We start from the raw sequence: 15,501 nt of genomic DNA on the forward strand, positions 1-15,501 counted from the left end.
GGGGATTTTTTCGCCTATTTATCGCCTGTTTCAGGAAATACCTGCATAAACAGGAAGGTACAAGGCTTGCGCTGATAGTGGTTGATCTGCGGCACCAGCCGGGTGAAATGCTCGGTCTGACAATGCACATCCAGAGCGGCGCGATCCGGCCAGCTTTCGATAAAAATAAAATGCCCGGGATCCTGCTGGTCGATGCACAGTTCATAGCTGATGCACAGCGGCTCTTGACGGGTTTTCTCCACCAGTTCGCGATACCACGGCATAACGGTGTCAATGTGTTCCGGGTGGATAAAATCTTCAGCGATGACCTTCAGCATGTTGCGCTCCTGCATTCTGTTTTGCCGTGCCTCACCTTATCGTCCTCCCTCGCGAGATGAAAGCGCCACTCTCCAGTGTCTGTCACCGGGTTGCCAATTCGGTGATAGCGCACACAGATCTCGATCAAAGCGCTTGAACGCGCCCTGGCCCTGTGTGAACTTTCAATTAACAAAAAAGCAACACACCATTCACCATGGTGATGTCTGCATCAATCTGCCGACCCGATACGCGGCATTTTTTTCATCCTCAAAGGCCTGACCATTAGACCTTTAGGGTTTGCGAAAAAAGTCCGCTGTTACCGTCGTGTTGAGGGCAACGGCGCCAGGACGGTCCTTATGACCGACGCTTGTCATTCTCAGAAGAGAGGTTACCGCCAGTGAATCACGCCACCTATGCCGCTCCTGCGCTCAACGCCGCCATTCGCAAAACCTGGCGCAGACTGGTGCCCTTGATGTTCGCCATGTACTTCATCGCCTTTATCGACAGGGTTAACGTCGGCTTTGCCAAGGACGCAATGGCCATCGATATCGCGCTGTCGCAATCCGCCTTTGCACTGGGCGCCGGGATATTTTTTGCCGCCTATGCGCTGTTCGGCATCCCGGCCAACCTGCTGATGAACCGCTGGGGCGCCAAACGCTGGCTCAGCGCCACCACCGCGCTGTGGGGGGCGCTGTCGGCCTGCACCGGGCTGGTGACCAATGAACAGCAATTTATCGTCCTGCGGTTTCTGCTGGGGATCGCCGAAGCCGGCTTTTACCCCGGCATCCTGCTGCTGGCGTCGATCTATTTTCCCAATAAGGTGCGCGCCTCGGTGATTGGCATTTTCGTGCTCGGCGTGCCGGCGGCGCTGACGCTCGGTTCACCGCTATCGGGGGCATTGCTGGAGATGCACGGCGTGTTGGGCAAGCCCGGCTGGTTCTGGATGTTCGTGCTGGAAGGATTGCCGGCCGTCGCCCTCGGCGTCTTCGCCTTTTTCTATCTCGACGATAGCCCACGGCAGGCCCGCTTTCTGACCGAGGAAGAACGCACGGCGCTGGTGGCACAATTGGCCGATGAACAGCAGCAGACCGAAACCAGCAGCGTCAAAGCGGCGATGAGCAGCGGCAAAGTTTGGCATCTGGCGTTGATCTACGGCACCCTGCAGATCGGCGTATACGGCCTGATGTTTTTCCTGCCGTCGCAGGTCGCCTCGCTGATGGGCACCCATCTTGGCTTCAAGGCCTCGCTGGTGGCCGCCATTCCCTGGGCGTTCTCCGCGCTGGGCGTCTATTTCCTGCCGCGCTATGCCGACAGAAACACCGCCAGAAGATTACCGATCGCCGTCGGGTGCATGGTCGCGGCGGCGCTGGGTTTGGTGGTGTCTTCCTATGCCGGCCCTCTGCTCGCCATCGTCGCCCTGAGCTGTTGCGCAGTGAGTTTCCTGGCGGTACAGCCGATTTTCTGGACGTTTCCCGCCCAGGTGCTGACCGGCCCGGCGCTGGCGGCCGGCATCGGTTTTTGCACCACGCTTGGCGCCGCATTCAGCTTTTTAGCCCCGCTGATCCGCACCGAGGCGGAACAGCGTTTTCACAGCCCGCATGCCGGGCCGTTGGTGCTGGCCGCCTTTTCGCTGCTGTGCGCCACGCTGTTGTGGGCGCTCAGAAACCGGCACACCGACGTGAGCAAGCAAGACGCGGAGATCGCCGGATAGCGGCGCGTTATTTAACCCTTATTGAACCTGCGGATGGGACACTGGCACTCAGCCCTCTCGCTCGCAGGTGTTAAATGGATGAATTGACGCACATTATCGCCAAATACAGTCCGGAACCGGAGATGTTGCTGCTGCTGATTTTCCTGTTCGCGCTGGGAAAATCGGTGATCGTGGTGTCTTCCGCCCTGCCGCCCGCCTCGGTGACGCTGCTGATGGGCATCGTGGCGGGCAAGCACGCGCTGCCCTTCGGCGCAGTTTGGGCGGCCATCGCCCTCGGCGCCGCGTTGGGCTCGATCCTGTCTTTCCACTTCGGCGCGCTGCTATGCCGTCGCGATCTTGGCCGCCGGCTGCCGGCACGCTTTCACGCCCCGCTGCGCAAAGCGCAACGTTCCTTGCAAAAGCGCGGGCTGCCGCTGCTGTTCGCCTCGCGTTTTCTGGCGGTGATGCGTTACACCGTGCCGCTGATGGCCGGCATGCTGCAACTGCCGGCGCGGCGCGTCTATGCCACCGCCGCGCTCTCGGCCGCCGTCTGGGCGCTGCTTTTGATGTCGACGGCGCATTTATTCCCCGTTTCCTGACCTGAAAGATTCTTGGGCAAATGGCCCGCCCCTACGCCGACGTTGCGCCAGCGCACAGCCTCCCTTGCCGTATAAAGTACGGTGCAACATTGCAGTTTGCGCCAGATCACCTTTCTGAACATCAGTCGAAAAATGCGAATTTTTTTGCAGAATGCGCGCTTAAAACGGCGCAATGCGGGAAGAAACGAAGAAAAGTCTGAGCGTAACACGCTGATTTGGTTGGTGGGTCGTACAGGGTTCGAACCTGTGACCAATTGATTAAGAGTCAACTGCTCTACCGACTGAGCTAACGACCCAACGCGGTAAATTGTCCTCCTCGTCGGAGGCGCTGTCAAACGCTTACACCCATTACTTTTTCTCATGCGAATTTTACAACCCTTTGTTTAATCAACGAGATAAGCCGCATAAGGTCTGTTAATCCCACCGTTTGAAGAGTAATCTTCCGCTCCCTGAACGTCCGATTTGCCTCCTCTCGTGTAAAGATTGATCGACTTTTATCCCGCGTATAAATGTTGTAAACATGTTGCACAAAGGTGGCGTTATTGCACTACCTTACTAAAGCCGGACCAACCGGATAAATGTATAAAAAAGAGCCACTTCAGAGCTCGCGACTTCACTAATGACAGGTAAAACAGGACATCATCAGATGGTAGATCACTCTAAAATAGCGACTGACGCGACGCCCGCTTCAGAAGATCATCTACGGCGAAACCTCACTAACCGACATATTCAACTGATCGCCATCGGCGGCGCCATCGGCACCGGCCTGTTTATGGGTTCCGGTAAAACCATCAGCCTGGCCGGCCCCTCGATCATCTTCGTGTACATGATCATCGGCTTTATGCTGTTCTTCGTGATGCGCGCCATGGGCGAGCTGCTGCTGTCCAATCTGGAATACAAATCGTTCAGCGATTTCGCCGCGGATCTGCTCGGCCCGTGGGCCGGTTTCTTCACCGGCTGGACCTACTGGTTCTGCTGGGTGGTCACCGGCATCGCCGACGTCGTGGCGATCACCGCCTACGCCCAGTTCTGGTTCCCCGAGCTGTCACAGTGGATCGCTTCACTGCTGTGCGTGCTGTTGCTGCTCGGCCTTAATCTGGCGACGGTGAAAATGTTCGGCGAAATGGAGTTTTGGTTTGCGATGATCAAAATCGTCGCCATCGTTGGGCTGATTGTCGCCGGGCTGGTGATGATCGCCATGCAGTTCCAGTCGCCGACCGGCACCGTGGCCTCATTCACCCATCTGTGGAATGACGGCGGCATGTTCCCGAAAGGCATCAGCGGCTTCTTCGCCGGCTTCCAGATCGCGGTATTCGCCTTCGTCGGCATTGAGCTGGTGGGCACCACCGCCGCGGAAACCAAGGATCCGGAGAAGTCGCTGCCGCGCGCCATCAACTCGATTCCGATCCGCATCATCATGTTCTACGTGTTCGCCCTGATCGTCATCATGTCGGTAACGCCGTGGAACTCCGTGGTGCCTGACAAGAGCCCGTTCGTTGAGCTGTTCGTGCTGATTGGCCTGCCGGCCGCGGCCAGCGTAATCAACTTCGTGGTGCTGACCTCCGCCGCCTCTTCCGCCAACAGCGGCGTGTTCTCCACCAGCCGCATGCTGTTCGGGCTGGCGCAGGAAGGCGACGCGCCGAAATCGTTCGCTAACCTGTCCAAGCGCGCGGTGCCGGCCAACGGCCTCACCTTCTCCTGTATCTGCCTGCTGGGCGGCGTGGTGCTGATTTACCTGATCCCGAACGTGATGACGGTCTTCACTCTGGTGACCACCGTATCGGCGATTCTGTTCATGTTCGTCTGGACCATCATTTTGTGCTCATACCTGGTCTACCGTAAACGACGCCCGGCGCTGCACCAGAAATCGATCTACAAAATGCCTGCCGGCAAACTGATGTGCTGGGTGTGCATGGCGTTCTTCGTGTTCGTGCTGGTGCTGCTGTCGCTGCGCGAAGACACCCGCCAGGCGCTGATCGTCACCCCGCTGTGGTTCATCGTGCTCGGCCTGTCTTACGTGTTCCTGCGCAAGAAGAAAACCGCGTGATGCAAAAAGGGGCGGATCTCTCCGCCCCTTTCTTTTTACGCCTCTGCGCTAATCCGCTTCCGTCGCCACCGCCGCTTTATCCTTGCGTCGCACGCGCAGCTCGCTGACCACCACCCCAATCACGATCAACGCGCCCCCCAATAGCGCCACGCCCGGTAAACGCTCACCGGCGAGCCGCCCGACGATGCCCGCCCAGACCGGTTCACCGGCGTAGATCACCGTAGCGCGCGTGGGTGAAACGCTGCGCTGCGCCCAGTTCATGGTCAGCTGAATCAACGCGCTGGCCAGCCCCAGCCCTATGGCGCTGTACAGCAGGTAATCCGAATACGGCGGCGGCGACTCGCCGGTCGGCGCCATCATCAAAAATGAGGCCAGCGAGGCGGTCGCCAGCTGTACTATGGTCACCCGGCGGATATTCACCTTGCCGGCGAAAGCGCCGATGAGGATGATCTCTGCCGCCATGCCCAGCGTGCCGGCCAGCGTCAGAATTTCGCCGAGGCTCAGCGTCATGTCGGTGCTGCTCGGCGCCGCCAGCAGCATCAGGCCGGTAAAGGCCAGCAGAATACCGATCCACGACATGATGCCGGGGAACCGCCCCAGCACCAGCCATTGCAACAGCGGCACGATCGGCACATACATGGCGGTGATGAACGCCGACTGGCTGCTGGTGATGGTCTGCAGGCCGACGGTTTGCATGCTATAGCCGAACATGATCGCCAGCCCGATCAGCACGCCCGCCTTCAGTTCATACAGGGTCAGGCCGCGCAGCACGCGCAGCGAAAACAGCGTCAACGCCAGCGTGGCGGTGGCGAAACGCAGGCCGACAAAAAAGAACGGCCCGCTGACTTGCATCGCGTGGTGCACCGCCAAAAAGGTGCCACCCCAGATCATGGTGATGAAAATCAACACCGCTTCCGGCAGCCTGATCTGCGGAACCACGGCGGAAATAAAGGATTTTTTTGCTGCTGACACCGGCTTGCCCTTCCTGCTGAGTGCAATATAATGCACATATCCTGCCAGTATGAGATAAAGTCCGGCGATGAGCAATACGGCGCATAACGCGAAAACCGATCCCCCCAAAGTGCTGCAGTACCTGAGCAACAATCTGCGCGGCTACCGCCAACAGGCGGGCCTGAGCCAGATGGCGCTGGCCGAACTTTCCGGCGTCAGCCGCCGCATGCTGGCGGGCATCGAGGCCGGCGATCGCAACGTCAGCCTGGCGGTGCTCGACAAGATTGCCGCCGCCCTGGCGATTTCCTTTACCGATCTGATCCAGGCGCCGGAAGCGCGCGGCAGCCACCTGGTGGGAGAGTTGGCCTGGCAAGGCGCACAGCCGGGCAGCCAGGCGCTGTTCGCCGCCAGCGTGCCGGCGCGCCAACGGGCCGAGCTGTGGGAATGGACGCTGATGCCGGGCGAGCGCTATGACTCGGCGCCGGACGCCGAAGGCTGGAGCGAGATGATCTATGTGATTGCCGGCACCCTGACGTTGGAACTGGAACAAGGCACGTTGACGCTCAGCGCCGGCGCTGCGCAAACTTTCAACAGCGATCAACGTTACGCTTACGCCAACCACGGCGATCTCCCGCTGCGCTTTATTCGCAACGTCGCCTTCTGACTGCCCGCCAGCCCGCGCCGGCGGCGGATGTCGTGTCGCTGTCGTGCCGCTGTCGTGGCGCCGCCACCCCGCGCCTCCTACACTGGATGACAGTGACAGCGAACTCGGGAGTGCATCATGCAAAAGTACCGCATCAGGCCGTTACGTCTGGAAAAAGGCTGGTCGCAGGAGCAGCTGGCGACCATCGCCGGCCTCAGCACCCGCACCGTACAGCGGATTGAAAACGGCGAACAGGCCAGCCTGGAAACCTTGACCGCAATCGCCGCCGCGCTGGGCGTGCAGGTCCGCGATCTCAACGCACAGCCGCAACAGACAATGGAGGAGGAGGAGCCTGACGAACAGCGCCTTCGTAGCCAGGTCGCGGCAGAAGGCAAACTGCTGAGCATGGCGGTGCGTTTCGCCGTGATTGGCGTGATGTTGTTCGCCATTAATTGGTTTACCCACCCGCACTATCTCTGGTCGCTGTGGGCGATCGGCGGCATGAGCATCGCGCTGGTCATGCGGGCGGTGCGCACTCTGCTGCTGCGCAACGTCTTCAGCCGCTGGCAGGAACAGCGGCTGGCGCAAAAACTCAGGCGTCTGCCGTGAGCGTTAGCCACTCGGCCAGCCGGGCCAACGCGCTGCCCGGCACGATCGCCTGCGGCGACAGCAGGTAATAGCCGCTGCCGTCGGGCGTAAAACCGAACGGCGCACTCAACAAACCGGCGGCCAGATCGTCTCGCACTTGCAACCACGGGCCGATCGCGATGCCAAGACCGGCAACCGCCGCCTGCAGGCTGAAATAGAAATGATCAAAGCGCTGCTCCGAATGTCCTGCCAACGTCATCCCCTGCTGCTGCGCCCAGTGCCGCCAGGCATCCGGCCGGGTGGCGGAATGCAGCAGTTTAGTGCCGGGCCGCAAACTCCGCAGGCTGCCCTCGGCGATCGTCATCCTTGCCAACGCCTCGGGTTGGCACACCGGCCCAACCTTTTCACTGAACAGCGCCAGGCTATGCACCTGCTTTCCCCAATCGAAGTCATTGCGCCTGATCGCCGCCGTAATGCCGTCATGGAACGAAAACGGCCCGCCACCGGCCACCAGCTGTAAGTTGATATCCGGGTGCGCCTGCTGAAAAGCCGGCAGGCGCGGGATCAGCCAACGCATCAACAAGGTCGGTTCACAGGACAAGACCAGCGGCGCGTCGAGCGCCTGCTGGCGCAGTTCCAGCGCGGTATGATCCAGAATGCCGAATGCCTGCTGCGTCGCCTGAAACAGCTTGCGCCCCGCCGCCGTGAGCAGAACCCGCCGATGGCGGCGCTCAAACAACGCCACGCCCAGCTCCTCTTCCAGCGCCCGCACCGCCCGGCTGACGGCGCCGTGCGTCAAATTCAGCCCCTGCGCCGCCTGCGTAAAACTTTCCAGCCGCGCGGCGGCCTCGAAGCAACGCAGCCCGCCCAACGGCAACGGCCTGCCGGTTTTGCGTGAGTTTTTCTCACCGATACTGTCACTATTCATCGTTTGTCACCGAGAAAAATTACTCTTATAAATCAGTCACTCTATTGATAAACATCGCAAGGATAACTATGACTGAACTCATCGCTGTCGTCACCATTACTTTACTCGCCGTGATAAGCCCGGGGCCGGACTTTGCCATGGTCTCGCGCAATAGCCTGTTGCTTTCGCGCCGCGCCGGCGTCTTGACCGCCTGCGGCATTGGCGCCGGGGTGCTGGTCCATGTCAGCTATACGCTGATTGGCGTCGGCGTATTGATTCAACAGTCGCCCTGGTTGTTTAACCTGCTTAAAGCCATCGGCGCCGCCTACCTGATCTACTTCGGCGTTACGCTGCTGCGCAACGCGGCGCACCATGATGCAGCCCCCACAACAGCGCCGGCCGCCATCAGCGATTTCGCCGCCTTGAAAACCGGCTTTCTCACCAACGCGTTAAACCCGAAAACCACCATCTTCATCGTCAGCCTGTTCATGCAGGTGGTTTCTCCGCACACCCCGCTCGGCGTGCAAATCGGCTATGGTCTTTTTATCGCCGCCGTCCATATCTTCTGGTTTGCCGCCGTCGCGCTGCTATTTTCCGCACCGGGCGTCAATGCGCGCTTTTTGCGTTTGCGCCGCGGCATCGATCGTACCTTTGGCGGGCTGCTGATCGCCTTTGGCGCCCTGCTGGCGATCGCCGGCATCAGGTAACGTCGTAACGCCAAGTTCGTCATTCGCTTCTATGCTTATCAGGGGTTTTTGTTAATCATCTGAGCGGGAGTACGGAACATGACGAAACTGTTGGTGCTTTATTACTCAATGTACGGCCACATCGAACGCCTGGCGCAGGCGGTGGCCGAAGGGGCGAATCGGGTCGATAACGTGGACGTGACGGTCAAACGCGTGCCGGAAACCATGACGCCGGAAGCCTTCGCCAAGGCCGGGGGCAAGCAACACCAGCAGGCGCCGGTCGCCACCCCGCAAGAGCTGGCGGACTATGACGGCATTATTTTCGGCACGCCGACCCGCTTCGGCAATATGGCCGGGCAAATGCGCACCTTCCTCGATCAGACCGGCGGCCTGTGGGCTTCCGGCGCGCTGTACGGCAAGGTAGGCAGCGTCTTCTCCTCCACCGGCACCGGCGGTGGCCAGGAACAGACCATCAGTTCGACCTGGACCACGCTGGCACACCACGGTTTCATCATCGTGCCGATCGGCTATGCGACGCAGGAGCTGTTTGACGTTTCACAGGTGCGCGGCGGCACCCCGTATGGCGCCACCACCATCGCCGGCGCCGACGGTTCGCGGCAGCCGAGCAACGAAGAGCTGACCATTGCCCGTTATCAGGGCGAACACGTGGCCAAAATCACCGCCAAGCTGAAAAGTTAAGCGCCCTCCAGCCTCGTGATCCAAAGGGCCGCGCATTCGCACGGCCCCATCTTGTTGCCGACCCGCCGCAAGGTTAGAATGCCCCTCCCCCGGCCATTCAACGTCTGAAGGCCAGGCCCGAATTCGTTCTGCCCGTCGCTCATCCGCTTTCAGCCCGAGGACGGGCGTTCTGTTTTTTGCGCACAGCGAAGGGAATAAGTCAGTGTCTAAAGATTTTGATGAACTAATAAGAGACATGGATCTTATTATTGAAAATGTAGACAGCTTCAAGGCTCTGGCTCCGCGCGCGCCCGAGCCGGCTCCGGCCCCGCCGCCGCCGGTTCATCACTACGACTCGTTCTGCGAAAACATCGCGCTGAAAGTCGTCTTGAAGGTGCTGCTGTCTTCGGTGGACAAGATAGTCAAAGTGCAGATCGCCAACAAGGTCGAACAGGAAATCGCCCAGATCGAACAGCAAGTGGTGCGCGCCGGCGGCGGCCCGGTGTCACCGGGCGATCTGGCGCAGATGACGCACTACGTTCGCCGCACGGTCAACGACCTGCTGGAATAACCCCCTTTGAAACGGCGTCTGTTGGACGCCGTTTTTATTTCCGCCGTATTTAACGTGTGGCCTGGCTGTACCATGACTGACACATTCACAACATGAATATGTTGCATTGTTGTATTCGTTTCACTGCGATAAGTTTAATTTACTGTAAATATATACAGTGTTTTTTAACTTATTGAGGATATGAATATGCGCTTTAACAACAAGATGTTGGCCTTGGCCGCCCTGCTGTTCGCCGCGCAGGCGTCGGCCGACACGCTCGAATCCATCGACAACTGCGCGGTCGGCTGCCCGACCGGCGGCAGTAGCAACGTGTCTATCGTGCGTCATGCTTATACGTTGAACAACAACAGCACCACCAAGTTCGCCAACTGGGTGGCCTATCACATCACCAAAGACACGCCGGCCAGCGGCAAGACGCGCAACTGGAAAACCGATCCGGCGCTCAACCCGGCGGACACGTTGGCGCCCGCCGATTACACCGGCGCCAACGCCGCGCTGAAGGTCGATCGCGGTCATCAGGCGCCGCTGGCCTCGCTGGCGGGCGTCTCCGACTGGGAATCGTTGAACTACCTGTCCAACATCACGCCGCAAAAGTCCGATCTGAACCAGGGCGCCTGGGCGCGGCTGGAAGATCAGGAACGCAAGCTGATCGATCGCGCCGATATCTCCTCGGTCTATACCGTGACCGGGCCGCTGTATGAGCGCGATATGGGCAAACTGCCGGGCACCCAGAAAGCGCACACCATCCCCAGCGCCTACTGGAAGGTGATTTTCATCAACAACAGCCCGGCAGTGAACCACTATGCCGCCTTCCTGTTCGACCAGAACACGCCGAAGGGCGCCGATTTCTGCCAATTCCGCGTGACGGTGGACGAGATCGAGAAACGCACCGGCCTGATCATCTGGGCCGGTCTGCCGGACGACGTGCAGGCTTCGCTGAAGGGCAAACCCGGCGTTCTGCCGGAGTTGATGGGCTGCAAAAACTGACGAAAAAACCCGCCGAAGCGGGTTTATTCTTCACGCGGGCGCCGGCGGATTATTCCGTCAGCGCCTTTTGCGCGGCGGCCAACTCACGCTGACGGGGTGAGGCTACCGCGTGATCGCGCGCCAACAGCGTATACACCGTCGGCAACACAAACAGGGTAAACAGCGTGCCCACCAGCATGCCGGAGACGATCACCAGCCCCAGGCCGAAGCGACTGACAGCCCCGGCGCCGCTGGCGAACAGCAGCGGGATCAAACCGAACACCATCGCCCCGGTGGTCATCAGAACCGGCCGCAGACGAATTTGCGCCGCCTGCAAAATCGCGGCGCGCCGCGTCAGCGCCTGATGCAACTGCAGCTCGTTGGCGAACTCCACCATCAGAATGCCGTGCTTGCTGATGAGCCCGATCAGGGTCACCAGACCGACCTGGGTATAGATATTCATCGTGGCGTAGCCCAGCGCCAGCGGCAGCAAGGCGCCGCAGATCGACAGCGGCACGGTGATGAGGATAATCAGCGGATCTTTCAGGCTCTCGTACTGCGCCGCCAGCACCAGGTAAATGATCACCAACGCCGCCAGGAACGCGAACGCCAGCGCGCTGCCCTCCTGGGTGTATTGGCGCGAATCCCCCTGCCAGTCGTGGCTAAATTCGGCCGGCAGCGCATTGGCCTGCCGTTCGAGGAAAGCCACCGCTTCGCCCATCGAAACGCCGGGCGCGGGAATCGCCTGCAGGGTGGCGGCGTTCTGCTGGTTGAACTGGGTCAGCTTGTTCGGTTCGACCTTAACGGCCACCGATACCACGGTGGAGAGCGGCACCAGCGTATTGTCCTGAGCGCGAACATATTGCCGCGCCAGCGCCTGCGGCGTCAGCCGTTGTTCGCGCAGGCTCTGCGGGATAACGTCATAAGCGCGCCCGTCCATCCCGAAGCGGTTGAGGTAGTTCTCTCCCACCAGCACCGCCAACGATTCACCGATGTCGCTCATGCGTATCCCCAGACTGTTGGCCTTGGCGCGATCGATGTGCACCTCCGCCAGCGGGTTGTTGTAGTCCAAATCGCTGTCCACCACCATAAACAGGCCGCTGTTTCTGGCGTTCTGTTTCACCTCCTCCAGGGTGCGGTACAGCTGCGGGTAGTCCTGCGGCGTACGCAGCACCATCTGCACCGGCAGCCCCCCGGTGGAGCCTGGCAAGGCGGGCAGCTGGAAGGCGAAAATGCTGGTGCCTTCAACATCGTTCACCGCCCGTTGCAGATCGGCCTGCACCGCCGACGCCGAGCGCTGGCGCGCCTGCCACAGCGTCAGATTGATGCCGCCGATGCCGGACGCCGTGCCGTCGCTGCCGTTGATGATCCAGCGGCTTTCGGTTTCCGGCATGCGGTTGTAAACCTCGTCCAGCTTGTAGGCAAAGCGTTCGACATAGTTCAGGTTGGCCTGCTGCGGCGCCTTGATGGCGGTCAGTACGATGGCCTGATCCTCGGTCGGCGCCAGCTCGCGCTGCGGCATCAGGTACAATAGCGGCAGGCTGATCATCACCAGCAACGCCAGCGTGCCGGTCAGCCAACGGTGGTGCAGCGAGAAATCCAGCGCGCGCGCATAGCGCCGCGTCAGGCCGCCGAAGAACCACTCGGCGGCGTGCGCCACGCGCCCTTCGCTCTGTTTGGCCGGCAGCAGGAGCGAGCTCATCACCGGCGACAGCGTCAGCGCCACCACGCCGGACACCACCACCGCCCCGGCCAGCGTCAGCGCGAATTCGCGAAACAGCGCGCCGGTCAGCCCGCCCATCAGGCCGATCGGCGCATAGACCGCGGCCAGCGTCAGGGTCATGGCGATCACCGGCCCGGCCACCTCGCGTGCGCCGATCATCGCCGCCGCCAGCGGCGTTTTCCCCTCTTCGATATGGCGATGCACGTTTTCCACCACCACGATGGCGTCGTCCACCACCAAACCGATCGCCAGGACCATCGCCAGCAGCGTCAGCAAATTGACGCTGAAGCCGAAGGCCAGCATCAGCCCGGCAGCGCCAAGTATCGACAGCGGAATGGTCACCACCGGGATCAACACGGTGCGCAGCGACCCCAGACACAGGTAGATCACCGCCACAACGATCGCCAGCGCTTCGAGCAGGGTATGCACCACTTCATCGATCGAGGCCTGAATAAAGCGCGCGGTCTCGAACGCCAGCGCCATCTTCACGCCCGGCGGCTGCATCTTGTCGATAGCCGGCATCAGGTGACGAATGCCGTCGACGATCACCAGCGGGTTGCCGGTCGGCGTAGGGAAGACGCCGAGAAACACCGCCGGTTCGCCATCCATCAAGGCGCTGGTTTCCGTGGCAGCGGCGCCCAGCTCCACGGTGCCGACGTCTTTCAAGCGCACCAGACCGTTGCCGTCGTTGCGCACCACCAGATTGCGAAACTCCTCTACGCTGGTGAGATCGGTATTCACCCGCACGTTGGCAACCACATACTGCCCTTTCACCTTGCCCGGCGCCGCCTGGTAGTTGTTGCGCCGCACCGCATCGGCCACGTCGGCAGCGGTCAGACCGCGGCCGGCCAGCCGATCGCTGTCCAGCCACAGGCGCATCGCCATTTTTTGCCCGCCGAACACTTCAACCTTGGCGACGCCGTCGATGGTGGTGAACATCGGTTCCACCACCCGCGTCAGGTATTCGCTCAGCGCCGGCGTGGACAGCGTTTTACTGGAAAAACCGACATAGGCCACGGCGGTGGCTTCACCGGCGGAACGCTCAATCACCGGATCGTAAGCCTGCTCCGGCAGCTTATAGCGCACCTGGTTGACCTTGGCCATCACTTCGGTCAGCGCCTGGGTGGAGTCGCGGTTCAGCGCCATGCGCACCGTCACCACGCTGCGCCCCTGCACCGAGGAGGAAGAAAGGTAGTCAACGCCCTCGACGGAGGACACCGCCTGGGCGATCGGCTGCGTAACAAAGCCCTGCATCAGCTCGGACGACGCGCCGGGATAGTCGGTGCTGATGGTGATGGTAGAGTTTTCCAGCAGCGGGTATTGGCGGATCGGCAGTTTGCTGAGCGCCAGCGCGCCGAACAGCAGAATCAAGGTGCTGACCACCAGCGCCAGCACCGGCCGGCGCACGAACAGATCGGTAAATGTCATCGGTCTCTCCTCAGGAACCGGCCTGGGCGGCGCTCAGAGCATCCTGCGCCACCGGCTCGGCCGCCATGCCGTCGCTCAGTTTGAGCTGGCCCGAAGTCACCACCCGCTCGCCTTCCTGCAGGCCGCTGACGATCTCGACGCGCCCGTCATTGCGTTCGCCCACGGTGACCGAGACGCGCTTGACCGTCATGCCCTTTTCACCCTGCTGCGCGACGAACACGGTATCGCCGTACGCCGTATAGGTCAGCGCCGTTTCCGGCACCGTCAGCACCGCCACGCGCTGTTGCTGCGTGACGCGAATGCCGGCGTACATGCCGGCCTTCAGCAATCCCTGGCGGTTAGTCAACGTCGCCTGCACCTGCACGGTGCGGGATTTGCCGATCATCGGATCGATAGCGGTAATAACGGCGGGGAAAGCGCGCTCGGGATAGGCGCCGACCTGCACCGACACCGCCTGGCCCAACGCCAGTCCGGCGCTGCTTTGTTCGTCCAGCGAGAAATTGACCCGCAGCGTATCGGCATCCACCAGATTGGCCACCGCCTCGGCGGCGTTGAGGTATTGCCCTTCATGCACGCGGCGAATGCCGATGACGCCGGAGAACGGCGCGCGGATCGCCTTTTGCGCGATTTTGGCCTGCGTTTCCTGCACCGCACCGAGCGCCATATCCCGTTCGGCCAGCGCATCGTCCAACTGCTGCCGCGCGGTGGCGTTGAGGTTCATCAGCTTGCGCATGCGCGCCAGCAGCAGATCGGCATTGCGCAGCTGCGCCTGCAGGCGCACCAGCTCAGCCTGCTCGACCGCATCGTTGAGCTGCACCAGCAGTTGCCCCTGCCGTACCGTTTGGCCGGATTCGAACAGGATGCGCGTGATGCGGCCGCTGGTCTCTGCCGCCACTTCCACCTGACTGGCCGCCTCCAGCTCGCCTACGCCGGCGTAACTGCGCGCCGCCTGTTCACGCAGGGCGGGCGCCAGCGCCACTTTCACCGGCGGATAGGCCGGCGCGCCTTCGCTTTGCCGGGCGGTGGATCGCATCGCTACCGCAGCGACGGCGAGCGCCGCCAGCAGCGCGGCAATAATGAGGTATCGTTTCATCATGTAACGGTTTCTTCCTGATTTTACAGCCAAAGCCACCCTTCCCCCGACGCAGCGCAGGCGGGTGACGAAAGATGCCGGTTGCCAAGCCCGGCTGGCTGCACTATAAAACCTCAGGTTAACTTTAGGTCAAGCCGAGGAACGTGGAATGGCAAGAAATGAACCGATTAACACCTATCGGCTATTGACCGTTGGGGAAGTGGCGAAGCGCAGCGGCGTGGCGGTATCCACGTTGCACTTTTACGAAAGCAAGGGATTGATTCAGGCAACGCGCAACGCCGGTAACCAGCGCCGCTACACGCCGGTGGTGTTGCGCTACATCGCGGTGATCAAGATCGCGCAAAGCGCGGGCATTCCGCTGGAGGAGATCCGCGCCACGCTGGGCCGCTTTCCCGGCGGCAGCAAGCTGACCTCAGAACAATGGGGGCTTTTGTCCTCCGCCTGGCGCAAAACGCTCGATGAGCGCATTCAACGGCTAACGGTGCTGCGCGACCATCTCGACAGCTGCATCGGCTGCGGCTGCCTGTCGCTCGCCGACTGCCCGCTGCGCAACCCAAACGATATTTTGGGCCAACAGGGCGCCGGCGCACAGATTCTCGAACATGGCGCCGGAAAGGACCGATGAGCGAGACGG

15 protein-coding genes and 1 tRNA gene are annotated in these 15,501 nt (G+C 61.1%); 10 read left to right on the plus strand and 6 right to left on the minus strand.

Annotated features, from left to right (window positions below; genetic code table 11):
* Positions 1–14: 14 nt before the first annotated feature.
* Positions 15–317, minus strand: a complete 303-nt coding sequence (locus ACMGF7_RS23280; protein ID WP_049239723.1) for a putative quinol monooxygenase — start codon at positions 315–317, stop codon at positions 15–17.
* A 452-nt stretch (positions 318–769) separates the two neighbouring features.
* On the opposite strand from ACMGF7_RS23280, the gene ACMGF7_RS23285 reads away from it, so the two are divergent.
* Complete coding sequence (locus ACMGF7_RS23285; RefSeq protein ID WP_370531159.1) at positions 770–2,008, plus strand: MFS transporter; 1,239 nt, start codon at positions 770–772, stop codon at positions 2,006–2,008.
* 74 nt (positions 2,009–2,082) lie between these two features.
* Positions 2,083–2,586, plus strand: coding sequence for a DedA family protein (locus ACMGF7_RS23290; protein ID WP_015377384.1), 504 nt, complete (start codon positions 2,083–2,085; stop codon positions 2,584–2,586).
* 220 nt (positions 2,587–2,806) lie between these two features.
* Here ACMGF7_RS23290 and ACMGF7_RS23295 read toward each other — a convergent pair.
* A tRNA-Lys gene (locus ACMGF7_RS23295) sits at positions 2,807–2,882 on the minus strand.
* 350 nt (positions 2,883–3,232) lie between these two features.
* Here ACMGF7_RS23295 and cycA point away from each other — a divergent pair.
* On the plus strand, positions 3,233–4,633 hold the full coding sequence (gene cycA / locus ACMGF7_RS23300) for a D-serine/D-alanine/glycine transporter (protein ID WP_028128006.1): 1,401 nt from the start codon (positions 3,233–3,235) through the stop codon (positions 4,631–4,633).
* Positions 4,634–4,681: 48 nt separating this feature from the next.
* Here the strand turns inward: cycA and ACMGF7_RS23305 are convergent, their stop codons facing one another.
* Positions 4,682–5,605, minus strand: coding sequence for a DMT family transporter (locus tag ACMGF7_RS23305; RefSeq protein WP_015377382.1), 924 nt, complete (start codon positions 5,603–5,605; stop codon positions 4,682–4,684).
* Between the two features lie 67 nt (positions 5,606–5,672).
* Here ACMGF7_RS23305 and ACMGF7_RS23310 point away from each other — a divergent pair, with 67 nt between their 5' ends.
* Positions 5,673–6,248 (plus strand): helix-turn-helix domain-containing protein, encoded by a 576-nt coding sequence (locus tag ACMGF7_RS23310; protein ID WP_420286726.1) that lies wholly within the window; start codon positions 5,673–5,675, stop codon positions 6,246–6,248.
* 117 nt (positions 6,249–6,365) lie between these two features.
* Positions 6,366–6,836, plus strand: coding sequence for a helix-turn-helix domain-containing protein (locus ACMGF7_RS23315; protein WP_197763607.1), 471 nt, complete (start codon positions 6,366–6,368; stop codon positions 6,834–6,836).
* Here ACMGF7_RS23315 and ACMGF7_RS23320 read toward each other — a convergent pair.
* Positions 6,820–7,743, minus strand: coding sequence for a LysR family transcriptional regulator (locus ACMGF7_RS23320; protein ID WP_015377379.1), 924 nt, complete (start codon positions 7,741–7,743; stop codon positions 6,820–6,822). The two genes, ACMGF7_RS23315 and ACMGF7_RS23320, sit on opposite strands and share 17 nt — an antisense overlap.
* Before the next feature lie 68 nt (positions 7,744–7,811).
* Here ACMGF7_RS23320 and ACMGF7_RS23325 point away from each other — a divergent pair, with 68 nt between their 5' ends.
* The 4 genes from ACMGF7_RS23325 to ACMGF7_RS23340 all read left to right on the plus strand — a co-directional run bounded on the left by ACMGF7_RS23325 (position 7,812) and on the right by ACMGF7_RS23340 (position 10,644).
* On the plus strand, positions 7,812–8,429 hold the full coding sequence (locus ACMGF7_RS23325) for a LysE family translocator (RefSeq protein WP_049239706.1): 618 nt from the start codon (positions 7,812–7,814) through the stop codon (positions 8,427–8,429).
* Between the two features lie 78 nt (positions 8,430–8,507).
* A complete protein-coding gene (gene wrbA / locus ACMGF7_RS23330) occupies positions 8,508–9,107 on the plus strand; it encodes an NAD(P)H:quinone oxidoreductase (protein ID WP_015377377.1) in 600 nt (199 codons plus the stop codon).
* A 235-nt stretch (positions 9,108–9,342) separates the two neighbouring features.
* Entirely contained in the window at positions 9,343–9,657 is a 315-nt protein-coding gene (locus tag ACMGF7_RS23335; protein ID WP_004928047.1) for a hypothetical protein, read from the plus strand.
* A gap of 186 nt (positions 9,658–9,843) precedes the next feature.
* On the plus strand, positions 9,844–10,644 hold the full coding sequence (locus ACMGF7_RS23340) for a DNA/RNA non-specific endonuclease (protein WP_049239708.1): 801 nt from the start codon (positions 9,844–9,846) through the stop codon (positions 10,642–10,644).
* A 49-nt stretch (positions 10,645–10,693) separates the two neighbouring features.
* On the opposite strand, the gene ACMGF7_RS23345 is transcribed toward ACMGF7_RS23340, so the two are convergent.
* Both ACMGF7_RS23345 and ACMGF7_RS23350 read right to left on the minus strand, forming a co-directional pair.
* Entirely contained in the window at positions 10,694–13,774 is a 3,081-nt protein-coding gene (locus tag ACMGF7_RS23345; RefSeq protein WP_197799795.1) for a MexW/MexI family multidrug efflux RND transporter permease subunit, read from the minus strand.
* A gap of 10 nt (positions 13,775–13,784) precedes the next feature.
* Entirely contained in the window at positions 13,785–14,870 is a 1,086-nt protein-coding gene (locus tag ACMGF7_RS23350; protein ID WP_273874615.1) for an efflux RND transporter periplasmic adaptor subunit, read from the minus strand.
* Between the two features lie 145 nt (positions 14,871–15,015).
* On the opposite strand from ACMGF7_RS23350, the gene soxR reads away from it, so the two are divergent.
* Positions 15,016–15,492, plus strand: coding sequence for a redox-sensitive transcriptional activator SoxR (gene soxR / locus ACMGF7_RS23355; RefSeq protein ID WP_273889958.1), 477 nt, complete (start codon positions 15,016–15,018; stop codon positions 15,490–15,492).
* The last annotated feature ends 9 nt before the right edge of the window (positions 15,493–15,501 follow it).

The sequence above is a fragment of the Serratia sp. BNK-17 genome, assembly GCF_048684935.1.
In the GTDB taxonomy this organism is placed as follows: Bacteria; Pseudomonadota; Gammaproteobacteria; order Enterobacterales; family Enterobacteriaceae; genus Serratia; species Serratia nematodiphila.

Bases quoted from the DNA above. Each gene is read 5' to 3' on its own strand.
- ACMGF7_RS23280 (WP_049239723.1), bottom strand. From the start codon at position 317: ATGCTGAAGGTCATCGCTGAAGATTTTATCCACCCGGAACACATTGAC.
- ACMGF7_RS23285 (WP_370531159.1), top strand. From the start codon at position 770: ATGTTCGCCATGTACTTCATCGCCTTTATCGACAGGGTTAACGTCGGC.
- ACMGF7_RS23290 (WP_015377384.1), top strand. From the start codon at position 2,083: ATGGATGAATTGACGCACATTATCGCCAAATACAGTCCGGAACCGGAG.
- cycA (WP_028128006.1), top strand. From the start codon at position 3,233: ATGGTAGATCACTCTAAAATAGCGACTGACGCGACGCCCGCTTCAGAA.
- ACMGF7_RS23310 (WP_420286726.1), top strand. From the start codon at position 5,673: ATGAGCAATACGGCGCATAACGCGAAAACCGATCCCCCCAAAGTGCTG.
- ACMGF7_RS23315 (WP_197763607.1), top strand. From the start codon at position 6,366: ATGCAAAAGTACCGCATCAGGCCGTTACGTCTGGAAAAAGGCTGGTCG.
- ACMGF7_RS23320 (WP_015377379.1), bottom strand. From the start codon at position 7,743: ATGAATAGTGACAGTATCGGTGAGAAAAACTCACGCAAAACCGGCAGG.
- ACMGF7_RS23325 (WP_049239706.1), top strand. From the start codon at position 7,812: ATGACTGAACTCATCGCTGTCGTCACCATTACTTTACTCGCCGTGATA.
- wrbA (WP_015377377.1), top strand. From the start codon at position 8,508: ATGACGAAACTGTTGGTGCTTTATTACTCAATGTACGGCCACATCGAA.
- ACMGF7_RS23335 (WP_004928047.1), top strand. From the start codon at position 9,343: ATGGATCTTATTATTGAAAATGTAGACAGCTTCAAGGCTCTGGCTCCG.
- ACMGF7_RS23340 (WP_049239708.1), top strand. From the start codon at position 9,844: ATGCGCTTTAACAACAAGATGTTGGCCTTGGCCGCCCTGCTGTTCGCC.
- ACMGF7_RS23345 (WP_197799795.1), bottom strand. From the start codon at position 13,774: ATGACATTTACCGATCTGTTCGTGCGCCGGCCGGTGCTGGCGCTGGTG.
- ACMGF7_RS23350 (WP_273874615.1), bottom strand. From the start codon at position 14,870: ATGATGAAACGATACCTCATTATTGCCGCGCTGCTGGCGGCGCTCGCC.
- soxR (WP_273889958.1), top strand. From the start codon at position 15,016: ATGGCAAGAAATGAACCGATTAACACCTATCGGCTATTGACCGTTGGG.